The organism is Variovorax rhizosphaerae, assembly GCF_037889975.1.
In the GTDB taxonomy this organism is placed as follows: Bacteria; Pseudomonadota; Gammaproteobacteria; order Burkholderiales; family Burkholderiaceae_C; genus Variovorax; species Variovorax rhizosphaerae.
In genome coordinates this window covers 1-14778 of the sequence record NZ_JBBKZT010000053.1, presented here as the reverse complement: position 1 = coordinate 14778, position 14778 = coordinate 1, and the positions used below count along the sequence as shown (strand labels likewise).

The 14778-nt window shown below is 62.4% G+C and carries 19 protein-coding genes and 2 pseudogenes; 8 read left to right on the top strand and 13 right to left on the bottom strand.

Features of this window, described 5'->3' with window-relative positions:
- Window positions 1–640: 640 nt before the first annotated feature.
- Window positions 641–859: a hypothetical protein gene (locus tag WKW82_RS38920; RefSeq protein ID WP_340348576.1), complete on the bottom strand. Its 219-nt coding sequence runs from the start codon at window positions 857–859 to the stop codon at window positions 641–643.
- 395 nt (window positions 860–1254) lie between these two features.
- Between WKW82_RS38920 and WKW82_RS38915 the strand changes: the two genes are divergently transcribed.
- Together WKW82_RS38915 and WKW82_RS38910 are read left to right on the top strand one after the other, a co-directional pair.
- Window positions 1255–1620, top strand: coding sequence for a hypothetical protein (locus tag WKW82_RS38915; RefSeq protein ID WP_340348575.1), 366 nt, complete (start codon window positions 1255–1257; stop codon window positions 1618–1620).
- Window positions 1621–1636: 16 nt separating this feature from the next.
- A complete protein-coding gene (locus tag WKW82_RS38910) occupies window positions 1637–1975 on the top strand; it encodes a hypothetical protein (protein ID WP_340348574.1) in 339 nt (112 codons plus the stop codon).
- A gap of 86 nt (window positions 1976–2061) precedes the next feature.
- Here the strand turns inward: WKW82_RS38910 and WKW82_RS38905 are convergent.
- From WKW82_RS38905 to WKW82_RS38880, 6 genes and pseudogenes are all read right to left on the bottom strand, one after another.
- Window positions 2062–2259: pseudogene (locus WKW82_RS38905) on the bottom strand (ParA family protein); the annotation flags it as partial.
- Window positions 2260–2305: 46 nt separating this feature from the next.
- On the bottom strand, window positions 2306–3964 hold the full coding sequence (tnpC, locus tag WKW82_RS38900; protein ID WP_340348573.1) for an IS66 family transposase: 1659 nt from the start codon (window positions 3962–3964) through the stop codon (window positions 2306–2308).
- Window positions 3965–4037: 73 nt separating this feature from the next.
- Window positions 4038–4379: an IS66 family insertion sequence element accessory protein TnpB gene (gene tnpB, locus WKW82_RS38895; protein WP_340348572.1), complete on the bottom strand. Its 342-nt coding sequence runs from the start codon at window positions 4377–4379 to the stop codon at window positions 4038–4040.
- Window positions 4376–4837, bottom strand: a complete 462-nt coding sequence (gene tnpA, locus WKW82_RS38890; RefSeq protein ID WP_340348571.1) for an IS66-like element accessory protein TnpA — start codon at window positions 4835–4837, stop codon at window positions 4376–4378. The genes tnpB and tnpA overlap by 4 nt, the downstream gene beginning before the upstream one ends.
- A 46-nt stretch (window positions 4838–4883) precedes the next feature.
- Window positions 4884–5543, bottom strand: a complete 660-nt coding sequence (locus WKW82_RS38885) for a ParA family protein (RefSeq protein WP_340348570.1) — start codon at window positions 5541–5543, stop codon at window positions 4884–4886.
- Between the two features lie 191 nt (window positions 5544–5734).
- Complete coding sequence (locus WKW82_RS38880; protein ID WP_340348569.1) at window positions 5735–6016, bottom strand: HU family DNA-binding protein; 282 nt, start codon at window positions 6014–6016, stop codon at window positions 5735–5737.
- Window positions 6017–6096: 80 nt separating this feature from the next.
- On the opposite strand from WKW82_RS38880, the gene WKW82_RS38875 reads away from it, so the two are divergent.
- Complete coding sequence (locus WKW82_RS38875; RefSeq protein WP_340348568.1) at window positions 6097–6792, top strand: hypothetical protein; 696 nt, start codon at window positions 6097–6099, stop codon at window positions 6790–6792.
- Window positions 6793–7141: 349 nt separating this feature from the next.
- Here the strand turns inward: WKW82_RS38875 and WKW82_RS38870 are convergent, their stop codons facing one another.
- Window positions 7142–7366, bottom strand: a complete 225-nt coding sequence (locus WKW82_RS38870; protein ID WP_340348567.1) for a hypothetical protein — start codon at window positions 7364–7366, stop codon at window positions 7142–7144.
- Between the two features lie 421 nt (window positions 7367–7787).
- Between WKW82_RS38870 and WKW82_RS38865 the strand changes: the two are divergent.
- Window positions 7788–8714, top strand: a pseudogene (locus tag WKW82_RS38865) (Gfo/Idh/MocA family protein).
- Between the two features lie 109 nt (window positions 8715–8823).
- Entirely contained in the window at window positions 8824–9297 is a 474-nt protein-coding gene (locus tag WKW82_RS38860; RefSeq protein WP_340348566.1) for a YbjQ family protein, read from the top strand.
- Between the two features lie 179 nt (window positions 9298–9476).
- Here WKW82_RS38860 and WKW82_RS40750 read toward each other — a convergent pair whose 3' ends face one another.
- Both WKW82_RS40750 and WKW82_RS38855 read right to left on the bottom strand, forming a co-directional pair.
- A complete protein-coding gene (locus WKW82_RS40750) occupies window positions 9477–9647 on the bottom strand; it encodes a hydroxyisourate hydrolase (RefSeq protein WP_422823697.1) in 171 nt (56 codons plus the stop codon).
- Window positions 9632–9844, bottom strand: a complete 213-nt coding sequence (locus WKW82_RS38855; RefSeq protein WP_340348565.1) for a hydroxyisourate hydrolase — start codon at window positions 9842–9844, stop codon at window positions 9632–9634. The genes WKW82_RS40750 and WKW82_RS38855 overlap by 16 nt, the downstream gene beginning before the upstream one ends.
- Window positions 9845–10340: 496 nt before the next feature.
- On the opposite strand from WKW82_RS38855, the gene WKW82_RS38850 reads away from it, so the two are divergent.
- On the top strand, window positions 10341–10925 hold the full coding sequence (locus WKW82_RS38850) for a hemerythrin domain-containing protein (protein WP_422823696.1): 585 nt from the start codon (window positions 10341–10343) through the stop codon (window positions 10923–10925).
- Window positions 10926–11193: 268 nt separating this feature from the next.
- Here the strand turns inward: WKW82_RS38850 and WKW82_RS38845 are convergent, their stop codons facing one another.
- A complete protein-coding gene (locus tag WKW82_RS38845) occupies window positions 11194–12321 on the bottom strand; it encodes an ATP-binding protein (protein ID WP_340348564.1) in 1128 nt (375 codons plus the stop codon).
- Between the two features lie 662 nt (window positions 12322–12983).
- Between WKW82_RS38845 and WKW82_RS38840 the strand changes: the two genes are divergently transcribed.
- Window positions 12984–13364: a response regulator transcription factor gene (locus tag WKW82_RS38840; RefSeq protein ID WP_340348563.1), complete on the top strand. Its 381-nt coding sequence runs from the start codon at window positions 12984–12986 to the stop codon at window positions 13362–13364.
- A 149-nt stretch (window positions 13365–13513) separates the two neighbouring features.
- Window positions 13514–13948, top strand: a complete 435-nt coding sequence (locus WKW82_RS38835) for a hypothetical protein (RefSeq protein WP_340348562.1) — start codon at window positions 13514–13516, stop codon at window positions 13946–13948.
- Window positions 13949–14201: 253 nt separating this feature from the next.
- Here WKW82_RS38835 and WKW82_RS38830 read toward each other — a convergent pair whose 3' ends face one another.
- A complete protein-coding gene (locus WKW82_RS38830) occupies window positions 14202–14360 on the bottom strand; it encodes a hypothetical protein (RefSeq protein WP_340348561.1) in 159 nt (52 codons plus the stop codon).
- A gap of 72 nt (window positions 14361–14432) precedes the next feature.
- Window positions 14433–14778: DDE-type integrase/transposase/recombinase (locus WKW82_RS38825; RefSeq protein ID WP_340348560.1), on the bottom strand; the 346-nt coding region annotated here is incomplete at its 5' end.

Genomic DNA, 14778 nt, shown 5'->3' with positions numbered 1-14778 from the left:
AGACCATGCGCACCGCGCGATCCATGACCTCGGGGGAAAACTTCGGTGACTTCCTCATCTTGGCTCCATTCTCAATCGAAGGAGCCTCCTCAAAATCCGGGGCGGTTCAGAACATCCAACTCCGACAACTCTGACCCGCTGAATCTGCGCGACGACTGTGACGCCTGATCAGAGTCAAGCAGGGCGATATCGCGTACGGTGATCTCGGCTCTTTGCATTTCTTACCCACGCGGCACAGCACCTCCAGGGCTTCGGCACAAATCGCCTGGCGATCGTTGCGCGTTTCGACTCAACTCCCTTTTCATACCCCGGGCAGCGCCCCACAATGAGCGATGCCTGTCCCCGGTACCGAACATCTCCACCAAGCCGTCCTTGACGCGGTAGGGGCGCTTTTCTGCGCTACCGGCGCCGCCTCTTTCTGCATCCCGATCCCTGGAACGTCGCCGCCCGTCTATGTGGCCGCCGGCGAGCCTGATGCCATCCGCATGATGGTGCCGGACTGCGCAAACGACTCCATCGCCTGACTCAACTGGCCTGCATCCTCAAGCCCCACGGGGGCGTCACCCCCTGCGTTTTGCGGGCGTCAACGCGGCTGGGCCACAGCAGAGCTTTCCCCTTGGCTGATGTGCATCGTTCACTTTCAGGCCCAGAACTTCCACCACGCTCGCCGCGCCGTTCGCAGATGCAGCGGCCGCGTGTCCAGGCGGTCGAGCACGATGGCCGCGGCACCGAAGCGGCTTCGCGCTGCGTCTTCTGCGGCGCTGAGGGAAGCCTTCTCCTCATCGAGACGCTCACCGTGCAGCGGCAGCGGAGGTGGCTGCTGAGCGCCTCCTGCGGAACTCGGGCCAGGGTTGGTCATGGCTGCTATTTTCGTTCTTTTGGGGCCGCGGAGCCCGGGAGCAAATCGAAGGAAGAAGCGGTGCGAGCCTTCGTCCTCCAGTTGAGGAGAATCCACTTCGCGAATGCACGTCAATTCCGACGGGTGGTGCTCCACAAGGATTCCGCCAGGCGCCCGGGCGCGGTCCCGGCCGTGCTACCGTACGCCCAAAATGGCGAGAAGTTCGATGATTGATCTTTACATCAGGAGGCGAGGCCATGCATCACACGCAAGCACCTCCCGGCGCGCATGACGCAGCACGTTTCAGCGGCAGCTTCGACCTTGCTTGCGCCCGCGTGTAGTGCCCTTGAGAGGAAACCGAGCCGCAAACGGCTATCGCCCCACTGCGTGATCGCAGCAGCGCTGGGCGAAACGTCATGAGCCTGACAGCGAAGTTATTCCTGATCGCGGCGCAAGATACGCCACAGGCGCTCGCTGCCGCAGCCTTCGTGCGAATGCTTCGGCAGGAAAGCAATTCTCGACTACCCGCCTTCGCAGGTCGGCGCGTGCGTTCGGCCAGCCTCCTCTTTGAATTGGCGGATCGAACACTGTTGCGTGCTGTGCATCGCAATTTCTCCATCCTCGACATCCGCGCCGACGGGAGGCTCGACGTCGCCCGGTGGAACGCGCAGCAGTTCGCCCGCATGCCACCCCTTGACACCAGAGTCACTTACTTCGGCAACAAGATCGCCGCATCGATGTCGCAGCCCTGGGACCTCTCGCGTGCCGACAGGTTCGAGTGATCAGCAGAGTTGCTAGGTGAAACCAATGATCGCCCTGCCTGGTGGACAACACCTGTTGTACCTGGAGGAGGGCGCGATGCCGTGGAGCGGCATGGGCGAGTCGCAATGCGTCGCCGCCGCCCAGGCGGCGCTACGACAAGTCGGAACGCTTGCAGAGCGCGTGCCCCACATTGGGCTCGGCTCGCTCGCCGACCGGCCTATCGCAGTGGTAGGCCTGAACGGCATGCTACTGGTCGAGTACATGGACCCCAGCATCGGCCTGTACTTGTGGCGTCTCCCGAGCGACGCCGAGTACAGGAAACTTGCCGCGGCCGGCATGCTTCGCCGACCGCACGGCGGCGAGCCAGCCCAGTAGGCGCACGATCTGTCTGTACGTTCCCCCCATCAGGAGAACCGTAAGCATTAACGCGGGCGAGGCGCGCCGACCCCGAACCGGATCTACTACGCCGGTTCAGCCACCGCGATCGGTGACATGGCAGCGTCCACTCCGGGCGAGCCCAGCTTTCTCAGCATCTCCTGCGCGAACGCGGTGAAGGCCTGGCTGCCCCTCGCACTGGGGTCGAAAACAACGCCAGGCAAGCCATGGCTCGGCGCCTCGGCCAGGCGGACATTGCGCGGGATCACCGTGTCGAACACCTTGTGTGAGCGTCTTGCCGTCCCATCTTGACGGCGGTGCCGATGGTGGTCAGTCGGCGTTGCCGGCCTGCCAGCGGTGCGGTAGCAATTCCTCGATCCGGCTGTTCAAGTGAGATGGCAGCCTCGCGAGAACGTCGCGCAGGTATTGCCAAGGATCGTGTCCATTGAGCTTGGCCGATTGGACCAGGCTCATCACCACTGCAGCGCGCTGGCCGGCCAATGCGCTGCCGGCGAAGAGCCAGTTCTTGCGACCCATCTGCCAGGGCTTGATCTGTCGCTCCAGGAAGTTGTTGTCCAACGGGACTTCGCCGTCGTCGAGATGACGGGTGAACTGTGCCCAGTGGTTGAGGCTGTAATCGATCGCTGCGGCGATGCTGCTTCCATCGGGTACGCGGCGCCGCTCGAGTTCGAGCCACAGCTTGAACTCCTGCCACAGCGGTTTGGTCAATTCCTGCCGTCCCCTGTGTCGATGTTCCGCGGGCATGGCCGCCAGGCTTCCCTCAAGGTGATAGATCTGAGCCAGGCGCTTGATCGCCGCTTCGGCTACTGGGCTCGTCCCAGCCCTGGCCACTTCGTCATACTTGCGTCGGGCGTGCACGACGCATCCCGCGGCCACGCGCTTGGGGTACACGCGAGCATCCATGGCGGAGTCGTAGCCGGCGTACTGGTCCGTCAGTAGCGTCCCGTTCCACGCACCGTCCTCGCCGCCGAGGAACGCCACCGGATACTGGCCCCCACGGCCCAAGCAGAACTCGAAGATCACGCCGCGCTGCGCGTCGAGTTCGCCGCGCGCATAGGCCCAGACGTAGGCCCTGCGGGTCTTGCCCGCCCCAGGATCGAGCAGCGCCACCGGCGTCTCGTCGGCGTGCAGTACCCGTGCGCCGAGCACGAAGCGCTTGTGCGCGTCGTATAGCGGCTCCAGCGCCGCCCCGGCGTACCCTGCCCAAGCCGCGAGCGTGGAGCGTGGGGTGTGCACCCCCGATCGCGCGTTGATCGACTCCTGCCGGTAGTACGGCAAGTGGTCCACGAAGCGGCTGATCAGCGTGTGTGCCACGAGCCCGCTGGCCGGGATGCCACCGTCCACGATCTCAGCGGCGGCCGCCTCCTGCTTCAGGCTCTGGCAGCAGCGGCAGGCCCACTTGCCGTAGATGTGCCGGTGCACGAAGAACTCTGCCGGCACGATGTCCAGCTTCTCGCTGATGTCCTCGCCCACGCGCACCATCGCCTGCCCGCAGCCGCAAGTCGTGTCCTCAGGGTCGTGGCGGTGCTCCACGCGCCGCAGGTGTTGTGGCAGCGCTTGGCGGCGCGGTTTGCGCGGCGGGGCCTTGGGCGTCTTCGGCACCTCCGGCAAGCTGGCCTGCAATGCCGCCAATTGCGCCTGCAGGCTCGCTTCGTCCTCCGCAACCGTGTCATGGAAGAGCTGGCGCTGCTCGGCGGTCATCGCCTCGGACTTGGCGCCGAACTTCCAACGCTTAAGCCTTGCGAGCTCGAAGTTGATCTTCTCGATCTTCGTTTGCCGCAGCGCGAGCTCGCGGTCCTTGCGCTCGAGCAAAGCTTGCTGCTGGGCGAGTTCGCGGACTTGCTCGGCAAGCTGCTGGTCCTGCTGCTCGAGTCGTTGCTGCATCTGCGCGATCAGCGCGGCAGCTTCAGGGGGCAGTTGGGCAAGGTCGATGGGGAGAGGGCCTTGCGTGCCAAGCATGCGCAGCATGGTGCCAGAGCGCTCTGCCTCGCACCATTGGAGCAAGCGCTGTCAACCGGCGGGGGCGTAGCGCTGGACCGAATCACATGCGCGTGATGACGGCCATCTCCGGCAATCGTTGCCATGGCAAGCCGACTACCAGGGCGTCGAATTGCGGCCTCGTGAGTTCCAGCGAAGGCGGTACTGCCTCCGTCGCCGACAGCCATACGAATCGCCCTGCGTTCAGTCGCCGCGCAGCGCACCACACGCCAAAGCCGTCGTGCACGATGAGCTTGATCCGTGTGGCGCGCGAGTTGACGAAGAGGTAACCATGGTGGGCGTGCGCGGCACCCAGTGTCGAGACGACCGCGGCCAGCAGCCGTTCGGCACCCGCGCGCATGTCCAGCGGCTGCGCGCACAGCCACACCCTGTCGATGCGGATCACTTCAGCGCCGCCGCAGCCACCTCGCCCAGCCAGGCCGCGCAGTGCGCTGCCTGCGAGCCGGGCCATTGCACCGTCAAGCGAGTCTCGCCGCGCTGCAATTCGATGTGGATGTCGGCCTCGCCGCGCTCTCGTTCCGCGTCAGAGCGATCCACCGCAGGAGCGACATCGACGCCTTCCGAAGCCAGCTCCACCGGCACGAAGTGCAGCGCTTGCGGCGATGTCGAACTGCCGGGTCTGGTCGGCTCGACAGGCGGTCGTGATGCGACCGTACGTGGCGCCGATAGGCCCGCGCGCTTGAGCCCTCTCCCGACAAGCCACTTGCGAACCAGGTTGACGTTGAGTCCGTGCGCGAGCGACACCGCCGCGACCGAGGCGCCGGGCTGCTCGCACTCGGCCATGATCTTCGCCTTGAATTCAGGGTCGTGCGTGCGCCGACGCTTGAGTGAATTGGGATTCATAGGTGCCCGCCAAAATCAATAGGTGGGCACCATCCTCAAGGTCATGTCACCGAGGAGCAAGATGGGATCGCCAGACGCTCACCACCTTGTCGCCAAAGTGCGACTTGAGTTGGTCGCTCACCTGCTGCTGCAGCGTGATGCGAGGGTCGAACATCACTCGCAAGAGGAAGATGGTCTGAAGATTCTTGTTCAGGTTGGCATGCACCTGCTTGATCGTGTTGACCAAGTCGGTCAGCCCCTCCAGCGCGAAGTATTCGCATTGCATCGGCACGATCACGCCATGCGCGGCGCAAAGCCCATTGAGCGTGAGCAGGCTCAGGCTGGGTGGGCAGTCAATCAGGATGAAATCGTATTCGGCGCCAACGGCCGCGAGCGCGGTGCGCAGGCGCTTCTCGCGGCGATCGATCGAGACCATTTCCACTTCGGCGCCGGCCAATTCGCGGTTGGCGCCGAGCAGGTCGTACCCACTTTCATCGGCCGTCACGCGGGCCTCGGCCACGGTGGCCGACTCCAGCAGCACGTCGTAGATCGTGAGGTCTAGCTGGCGCTTGTCGATGCCCGAGCCCATGGTCGCGTTGCCTTGCGGATCCAGATCGATCATCAGAACACGTTGCCCGGCCTTAGCCAAGCCTGCGGCGAGATTGACCGTGGTGGTCGTCTTGCCGACGCCGCCTTTCTGGTTGGCGATGCAAAAGATGCGAGCCATGTTTTTCCTCGTGAACAAGCGGTGAGCTTGACGCCAAAGCAGCGTCCATTTCTTGGTTAACCTGCATGAGCAAAGGCCTCGACTGCCTGCCCGCCGCCTTGCTCGTCTCTTCACTTCGACCGGGCGGCTGGTCGATGTGAAGATCCTCGATCAGGGTCTTCTCGCAGCCGATCCCAGATCTCGCAAGCAACTTAAGCCGAAGCGTTTACGGCGTCCTTCAGCGCCTTGCCAGCCGTGAACTTCGGCGATTTGCTCGCCTTGATTGTCATCTGCTCACCCGTCGATGGATTGCGGCCGGCACGCTCGGGGCGGCTCGCTACCGCGAAACTGCCGAATCCGATCAGCTGCACCGTCTCCCCACGCGTCAGGGCCTTCGTGAGGCTTTCGAGCACTGATTCGAGCACGCGGGCCGTGTCGGCCTTGCTGAGATCAACGTCGGCCGCGATCGCGGCAACAAGTTCGGTCTTGTTCAAACTGAGATTCCTCGTGAAAGTTGAGGGGGAAGGATAGCGCCTGTGGAGACAGACGATTTACGCGCGTGTCCGTACGCGGATTGGACGGTTCCGCGGGCCACAACTTGGACCCCCTCCACCACGACTGGGCGGCGCGGTCGCCAGGTTCCGCACGAGGCCAAATGTGCAATCGCGGACAATTCGCAAATGGAGTTTCCGCAACGATCGTCACCGAGGACATCCTTCGTGCCACCTGGTCGCCCGAGTACCAGGCCATCCGGACGCACTACGCCGATCGCGTCGCGAAGGGCTCAGGGCTCGCGCTTCTGCAGCGTATCGCCGAAGGGCTGATCATCCTGAGCGAACTTGACGCCTCCGAGGCGGCGATGCGCGCGTTCTGCCTGCACCCGCTGTTCCAGGCGGATGAAGACCCGATTCACCATGGCCAGGATTTCATGAACAGTGTCGACGCCGACCCGTTCGTGATCCTGCTGGTCATGGAATTCCGAAGCAGGGCCAATGCCTGGTCAACAGACAAGGTCCAACGCTCGCATGACGGGTCTCGCATGGCGGCCGATGGCAACCCTTACGCCGGCCCCATTGAAGCCGTGAAGCACATGCTCATCGCCGACAAGGTGCAGCAGCGCAAGGACTTCATTCGTCATCACCGCGGCAAGCACCCCTGCAGCGACGCACTGGACCTGTTCTTCGACCGGTGGCTTGAGGCCCTGAACGTGGGCCGGACCGAGTACGAAGAACTCTGTGCGGCCATCGACATCGCCAGAATCCGAAGGTGATTGTTCGTCGATGGGTATCGCGAGGGGGCACACGATGAAAGAGCTTGATCGGCATGCATCGATCGGCCGCATCGACGGCCGATGGACGCAGCGACAGACTACCCGTCTTCCCTGAAGCGCGTCTTGGGGAATTGTCCTTCTCGTGTGGATTGATACGGTTGGGTCTAAAAAGGCCATTTCTGACAACGGCTTGGCAATCGCGGTTTCCGCGCGCGGTCGGCCTTTTCAAGTAGATTGACACGCTTTGGCGTTCCACGCCTATGGGTTCATCACATCCTGTTCGGTCCACGCGCAATTCGTCGCGTGAAGCCGGGTCGAACATCGAGGACAGGTCCGGAAACCGGAGCACTCAGCAGAACGCGGGATTCAGCAGGTCAATGCCAGCGCCCTTGCATTTGATCCATGGCCCCGAGGGATGGCCATCGCCATCCCACGCCAAGAGAGCGGCCTGAGCCTCCCCACGCAGTTCATAGCAGTAACGACGTTCGTAGCCGACAACATCCATTCCAACGACGATCGCGGTGGTGAAGTTGAATCGCTTTACAGCACACCACTTCCCTCTGAGCATACGCATGTCCGTGTATCCGATTGTCGACAGCGAATCAATCCAACTGGAGACATCAGCCGCCGTGCGCGATTGCGCGCATGCAGATCTGCAAGGGTGTTCGAAGCTTGGAGTGGACGACATCTTCATCATTGTGACTGGGCCGAGACGAAGGCTGATGCTCCATACGCACGATCGGCGAGGACGCTCTTACTTGATCGCGTCAAATTACGCGGCGGGCCGTGTCGGCCCGTTGGCCAGATGCAAACCAAGGGACCTCCAAGAAAGCCGTTGCGGCTCAATGCTCGCGGCTGCTCCCTTTTCGATCTGAACTCATCGTTTGATCGCATCCCCGGTCCGTATGATCCACGCACTGCATGTGCATAGTCGTTTCATCCGGCATATGCCGCCTGGTGAGATCGCGCACGTGCCTCAACCTCCGGAGAATTGAATGGCGCTCAAACTGGGCTTGGTGGGCATCGGCAAGATCGCCCGCGATCAACACATTCCAGCGCTCATGGCGAGCCCCGAGTTCGAACTCGTCGCCTGCGCGAGTCGCAATGCAAGCGTCGATGGCATCGCGAACTTCCAGACCCTGGAAGCCATGCTGGCTGGCGTGCCGCAACTGGACTGCGTGTCGATTTGCACACCCGCAGGCGCACTTCGACGCTGCGCTTACTGCGTTGCGCGCGGGCAAGCATGTCATGCTCGAGAAGCCGCCAACTGTGACCACCCGGCAAATCGCGTTGCTCTTCAACGCGGCGGCGCACCACGGCCGCACCTTTTTCCAGACCTGGCACTCGCGCTTCGCCGCCAGCGTGGACGCGGCGCGCGAGTGGACGCTGGGTCGAACGCTTACCGGAGGCCGGATCATCTGGAAGGAAGATGTGCATCAGTGGCATCCGGGGCAGCAGTGGATCTGGGAGCCGGGTGGCTTCGGCGTTTCGACCCAGGCATCAACGCGCTGTCGGTGTTGACGAAGGTGCTCGCAAGCGAAGTGTGCGTCGACGCCGCGGTGCTGGAGTTCCCGGAGAACCAGCAAGCACCGATTGCGGCCAACCTGAGGATGCGTACGGTAGACGGCGTGGCCGTGGAGGCCGAGTTCGATTTTCGACAGAAGGGCGAACAGTGCTGGGACATCGAGTTGTTCTCGACCACCGGCAGTCTGAAGCTCTCGCGCGGCGGGGCGGGGCTCGAGATCGACGGTCGGGTCATTGCCGCAGAGGCAGGGTTGGCTGGCGAGTATCCGCGCCTGTACGCACACTTCGCCGGGCTATGCAGCGCAGCCAGGTCGGAGGTGGACTGGCGACCGTTCCAACTGGTCGCGGACGCGTTCCTGATCGGGGAACGCAGGACCGTTGCGCCGCATCACGTCTGATCGCGAGCGGGCGTGCGGGGGGCGCTACCGGCATATCCGTAGCGATGCCGACCAGTCGATCACGCACGCCGTCGGGCGGTGATTTGCCAGCGTCTTGCCAGATCGTGTCGTGGAAGTCAAAGGGCAGGTGTTTGGCGTCGTCGTTCGTAGCCGTGGCTTGGCGGGCAACATCCTGGCGGGGCTGCGTTCGCTCGGAGGTGGCGAAATCATCGAATACACGCAGATGTTGGAAGAGGCCCGCAGACACGCAATCGATCGGATGGTCAAGAACGCGCATCGAATGGGCGGCAACGCCGTCGTCATGATGCGCTTCGACTCCTCGGAAATGGGCCAGACCATGAGCGAGATCGTGGCTTACGGCACCGCCGTCGTGGTCGAGAAGTTGCCGCCACAGCACCATGATGCGGACTCTTTTGCTCGTGGTGGGGGTGGTGCTGTCGGTGGGTTGGCCTGGGGGCTCGACTCGCAAGTTATCCCGAAGCGACGCCGATGGCCGTGTTCGGCGTCGTTTTGGTATTGGCCATACTGCTCGAGCGATGGCGCTATCGGCCGCAGACGCATGATGCGGGCGGGGGATGGGTAAAGACCGACGAGCAGTTCATTGACCCAGAGTCGGGGCGATCAATGAACGTGCTCTTCAACCCCCACACGGGAGAGCGACGGTACGAGGGCTCATCAGACATAGCCGAATTCAAGACACCGCTCTGAGTCCATCTACGAGGACTTCCCTCGCTTTGCAAGCATGCAGTCCGCCTTCAGCAATCAGGCTGCCCCACGAAAGCACGAGAGACCCCAAGGCGTCAGCTTGACAGGCAGATGGTAGTGCTGTGACAGGTCGGACAGGCCGAAGCGAAACACCTGGATGTCCATGAAGGCCGGCTGCGGCAATTGGGTACCCCGCGAACGGTAGTAGTCGCCTACGTGCAGGCGCAACTGTACGTGCCAACGTCGAAAAGCCGCTCGCGCCCTTCGATGCCATCCACGACTCCGTTTCGGGCGACCTTGCCAGACGCCACCGATGTCCAGGTCTCGGTGTTGGGGGTGTTGTCACGGCGTACGATGTCGACGCGCATTCCAACAGCAACGACTCCATTGGCGACGTCCACCACGTGGATCGAAACGGCTTGCATGAGACCTCCTGTATGAAAGTGGCAAGAGAATAGCGGTACATGCCAAGAGCGAGCTGACGAACTTTCCAAGCGCCACCAGGTCCGAGCGCCCGAGCAACATGCCAACGCGGGCCTCCTCGCCACACGGCCGCCATGATGCGATCCACGTTGACGGTCCCCCGGGAACTGGATGGCCTCCAGCCTGGCCAGCACCGCCGAGTTGATTCTCATTGCTGTGGAGCACCGCCGCCAAGCCCAGTCACATCGCTACTTACGCGGGCTCCTTAGTTCTACGGCTAGCGCTTCGGCGATCACCTGGTAGACCGCGGGTTCGCAAACCCAAGCGCCGATTACGCGCGGTGCTCGAGTCGAAAGGCATCCTTCCGCGTCAGCTCATTACCGTTGCTCCCGCGTCGGCAACGGCGTAACCTGCGCCGGGGGCTAGCGGCAAGGCCCGATGCCTGTGCACCGGTCTCTTCTGTATCTCGTGCTCGAAACATGTAACCGGGAACCGCCCATGATCTTCGACGCTATCCGTGAAAGTCACGACCTGCAGCGCGACCTGTGTCGCAAGCTTACGGCGTCGCGCGGCAACATGGCGGCTCGTGAAGTTCTGTTCCTGCAGTTGAAGGTCGAGTTGATGGCGCATGCGGCGGCCGAGGAGCGCTTCCTGTACGCCTCGCTGTTGATGGAGGACAGCGGCCTCGACGCTTCGCGCCATGCGCTTCACGAGCATCACGAAGTAGATGAGTTGCTGGACGACTTGTCCTCGCAAGACAAGAAGCAGGACGGCTGGATCGCAACGGCGAAACAACTGAGCTTCAAGGTGCGTCATCATCTCAAGGAGGAGGAATCGAAGTTCTTCCAGCTTGCAGGGCGCTTGTTGTCGGAGGCGAAGAAGACGCAGCTAGCCCGCAAGTACGCGAAAGAGATCGTGCGGATGCGCAACCATTACGCTGCCGAGTACAAGTCGGTGGCGGTCTCTGGAGCAAGCGGCCAAGTGAAGCCCGCGAAACCCGCGTTCGACAAACCTGCCACGCGAGGCAGCGCCAGCGCTGGCGCCAAATTTCGCGGCAAAAGCGAACCGCGCCGAACGCGTTGACTGCGCCCTCTGGGCCTTCCCAAGGCTTCACACTGCTGCTGTTGTTGCGTCGCGAGGGGTAAATCCGATTTATGTAAAGCGCCGAGGCGTACGCCGCAACTGCCGCGCGAGGAAGGTGGGGCAGATCTCATGATAGCGACTTGAGCGCCGTCTGTACGATCGCGCCCCCTCCGTTAGGACGACGTGGACTGCCGCAACCTGCAGACCAAGCGGCATTCGTAGTACCGCAGAGGGCCCCGTTGCCGTCCTCTGAGTTGGGTAGCGAACTTCAGCTAGTGCAAGGCAGGCGGACAATAAAAGCGGTGCCTTCGTCAGCTGAGGAAGCGACGCTGATCTTTCCATCGTGGCCCTGAACAATCTCCCGCGCGATGAACAGGCCGAGCCCTAGACTGGTCGCGGGGCGCTCATGCGGCTCCGACTCCCTGAAAGGGATCTGAACCAGAGGGTTAAAGATGACCTGCATGGAGTCTTCGGGTATCGGCTCACCACGGTTCTTGACGACCACGACAACGCCGCCGTTCTCGAACCGACTTTCAAGCGCCACGGGAAATTCCGGATCGCCGTGCTGCACGGCGTTGACCAGGAGATTGGTGAGCACTTGCCGCATTCGGGGCGCATCGAAGCCGAAGGCAAGGTTCGGGGCAATGTGCGCCTCGAACTTCCGGCGCGGATTAGAGGGAACGCATTCCTCAACTGCCTGCTCACATAAAGCACTGAAGTCGCCCGGTCGCGGTGTCACCTTGATGCCACGGCCTAGCCGAGTGCGGGTGTAATCCAGCAGGTCGGTGATCATTTCGCTGATGGACGCGATGCTCTGCTTGGCAACGCGCACCGCGCGATCGTTGGGTGCACCATTTGCAGGACGGGCAAGCAGCTCGACGCACGAGCTGAGGGCACCCAGGGGGCTGCGCAGGTCATGGCCCAGGACGGCCAGGAAAGTGTCCCTCGATTTCGCCATCTGCTCCGAATACGAGAAGAGTGCTTCGGCGAGCCCTTGGTCGATGCCCTCGTTGAATCGAACGATCTCTTCGAGGACCGTTGCGTCAACAGTGCCCATATTTCGCATCCACAGCCGCAAGACTGATGCGCGGAGCGCCCGGTATTCCGCGCCCACTTGGCTGACATCGAAGCCGACGCTGTGGCGCAGCTTGCCGTGAACCGATGAAAAGGACGCCTTCGTGCTCTGCGCTGCCAGCCCCTTGCCCTTCGCCTCGCGCTGGTCCTCCGACTGGTCCGACTCCATCTCGATGGCAATGTCGAGCAGGATGTCATGGGCGTGGTCACGAAGCTCGATGACAGACATGGTCTCCGCAGGCGGGATCATCGTGCGCGCAAATGCCTCCCAGTCCTCCATGATCTTCTCGAGGTTGGCTTGGATGAACTGGCTCAGGCGCATGGCGTGAGTATGCCGCCTCAACTTGGAGCTTTGGCAAATGGTGCTCGCTGCGAATCGTTCTTGTAGGAACGCTGGGAAACAGCACTCAAGCACCGCCGGCCAAGATGACAGCCCAGGCGGTCGTTGCCGAGGCGTTCGTTGGCGTGCGTGGGGCAACTGCGCGACAGTGCCGTCGCAAGGACCTACTGGCGGGAGTTCATCGGCGACAGGAAGCCATTGGGCTGGATTTCGTCAAGGCCACTGGTCGAACCTTGGGCCGGCCGGGTCGCCGGCTGCCAGATCAGCGGCGTGATAGTCTGCGAGGTTACGTTCCAGTGCAGTTGAGTTGAAGGGAGCCACGGGCTGGAGGTCCTGAGGTTCAGCACGTCTTGCGCCCTCTTGATCGAGCGGCCTGGTGTCGAAGTTGGTGTTGTGCTGCAACGGCACGCTGACCAGGTTTGTCAACGGGGTCTGCGCCGGCTTTGGCGAGCTTTGGCCTTGGCTTAGGTCAACGTCTTGCGGACGCTATGAGGCCCGTGATGCAGCCGATCAATAGCTCTGTCCCCTCCACTGCTAACGAAGCGTCGCAACCGCCGTGGGTTTGACTTCTTCTACGAGCAAACAGCCTGAGACTGAACTAAAGCACAGTATGCATAGGCACTGCGGCGCAGTAACGTCTGCCGATGGTCGAGCACGGACCCTTCATTGCAGTTGTGGACGATGATTCGCCGGTGCGAACCATGCTTGCAAGGGTGCTTCGGCTGGCGAACTTCAGGGTGGCAGACTTCTCCTCCGGGGGGCACTTCCTCGGGGCCCTGGAAGTTCAAGCCCCGGCCTGCGCCATCGTGGATCTGCACATGCCCGGACTGTCAGGCTTTGAGGTACTCACACGGATGCGCGCTGCCAACGTTCATGTACCAGTCATCTTGATGACTGGCAGCGATGATGACGCGCTTGAGCGCTCGGCAATCGCGGCTACGGCTACGCGACTTTTGAGAAAGCCCTTCTCAAGCACTGAATTGTTGACTGCCATCGCCGCCGCGACCGGCTTGCAAACACCATGACAATTGCTTCGACCAAGCCTTGGGGTCCCAATCTGGGGCACCACATCACGCTTGCCGTCGGTTGAACTGCATCGCAGATGTGCGGCCGCGAAGGCAGAATGCCGATCTCGATCGTTAGTACCAGACCATCAAAAGCCGAGGAGCACGCAATGGATCAACGCTTCGCGTGCCGTTTTTTCATCGCGCTGTTTCTCGTTTGCTGCTTCAGCCCCGTTGCCCTGGCCCAAAAGGAGGCCGAGGACCTGGAGCGCGCGTTTGCCGCGACCTTTGCCTTGGTCCCGGAAGTTGCGCGGTTCCATGCCGGGGTCGCATGCGGTAAACACGGGCAGCAGGCCGTGGAGGTCGTGCGCGCTCGCGACTCAGGCATGGGGCAGGCAGCGGCGCTCGCACTTCTGGCGCCGCCTCAAAGACCCGCATCGGGCGAAGAGGACACGAGGGTTGATGCCGCAGTCCTCGCTGCCAACACCGCAATCGTCACGTTCGTCTTTGGTCCCGCGCGGCCCACGGCCGAACTAGCTGGCGCGATCGTAAACGCGTCTTGCCTGCTGGAGGCCGGCAAGGCGATAGGTCACGTGAGGATTTAGGGCAATACTGATCAAGTCCCCTGGCCCGGGGATTGCTGTGATGCAGGCGTAGTCATAGTGTGAGTGCCGAAGATGAAGCAGCAGACATTGGCGATGGCGGCGGACCAAGGCGCAGGATTCGAGCGGTTTCGCCGCCGCACTAATCTTACTGTGTCATTAAATTAGCGCTCATAGTCCTTGCTACATGCAATGGATTCACCAACGGGTTGCCGGTGGGATGGAGGCGAATTCTGAGTCGGACCTGTCCACTGGGCTATGGTTTGCGCGGCGCTTGTGCATCAAGGAGCCGTTCCGTCTCCTGCTCCCAGTCCTGCATGAGCTTCTTCGCCTTGCGATGGTTGGCGATGGCGATTTCCAGGACGGCGGCTTGTTCGGGTGAGACCGTGCGGTGGACCAGCTTGCCGCCCTTCATGTGCCCCCACTCGAAGGGCTCTGGTGCGAATTTTACGCGCAGCTGAACGACTTCGCGAGTGCGTTGCGGCTGTCAGGCCGCAAGCACCGCGTTCCAAACTGCGGGCGCAGCTTGGCCTCGAAGGCGCAGCCGGCCGAGATTGAATTGGCCCTTGCGGATGCGATGCAGCAACTCCACGCCGGCGATCGTCACTGCCGCTCGGTCGAAGACCTTGAAGCCGAGCATCGGGTTGATGCGTGACTTCACGCCTCGATGGTCTTGCTCGATCATGTTGTTGAGGTACTTCGACGATCGCAGCCGCGTGTCGTTCCAGCGTGAGCTCTGCGCGGGCAACTCTCGCACCGCGCGGTGCGAGGCGGCATAGCCATCCAGCGTGATGCTCACTGGAGCTCGGCCTTGCGACTCCAGCGCCTTGCGA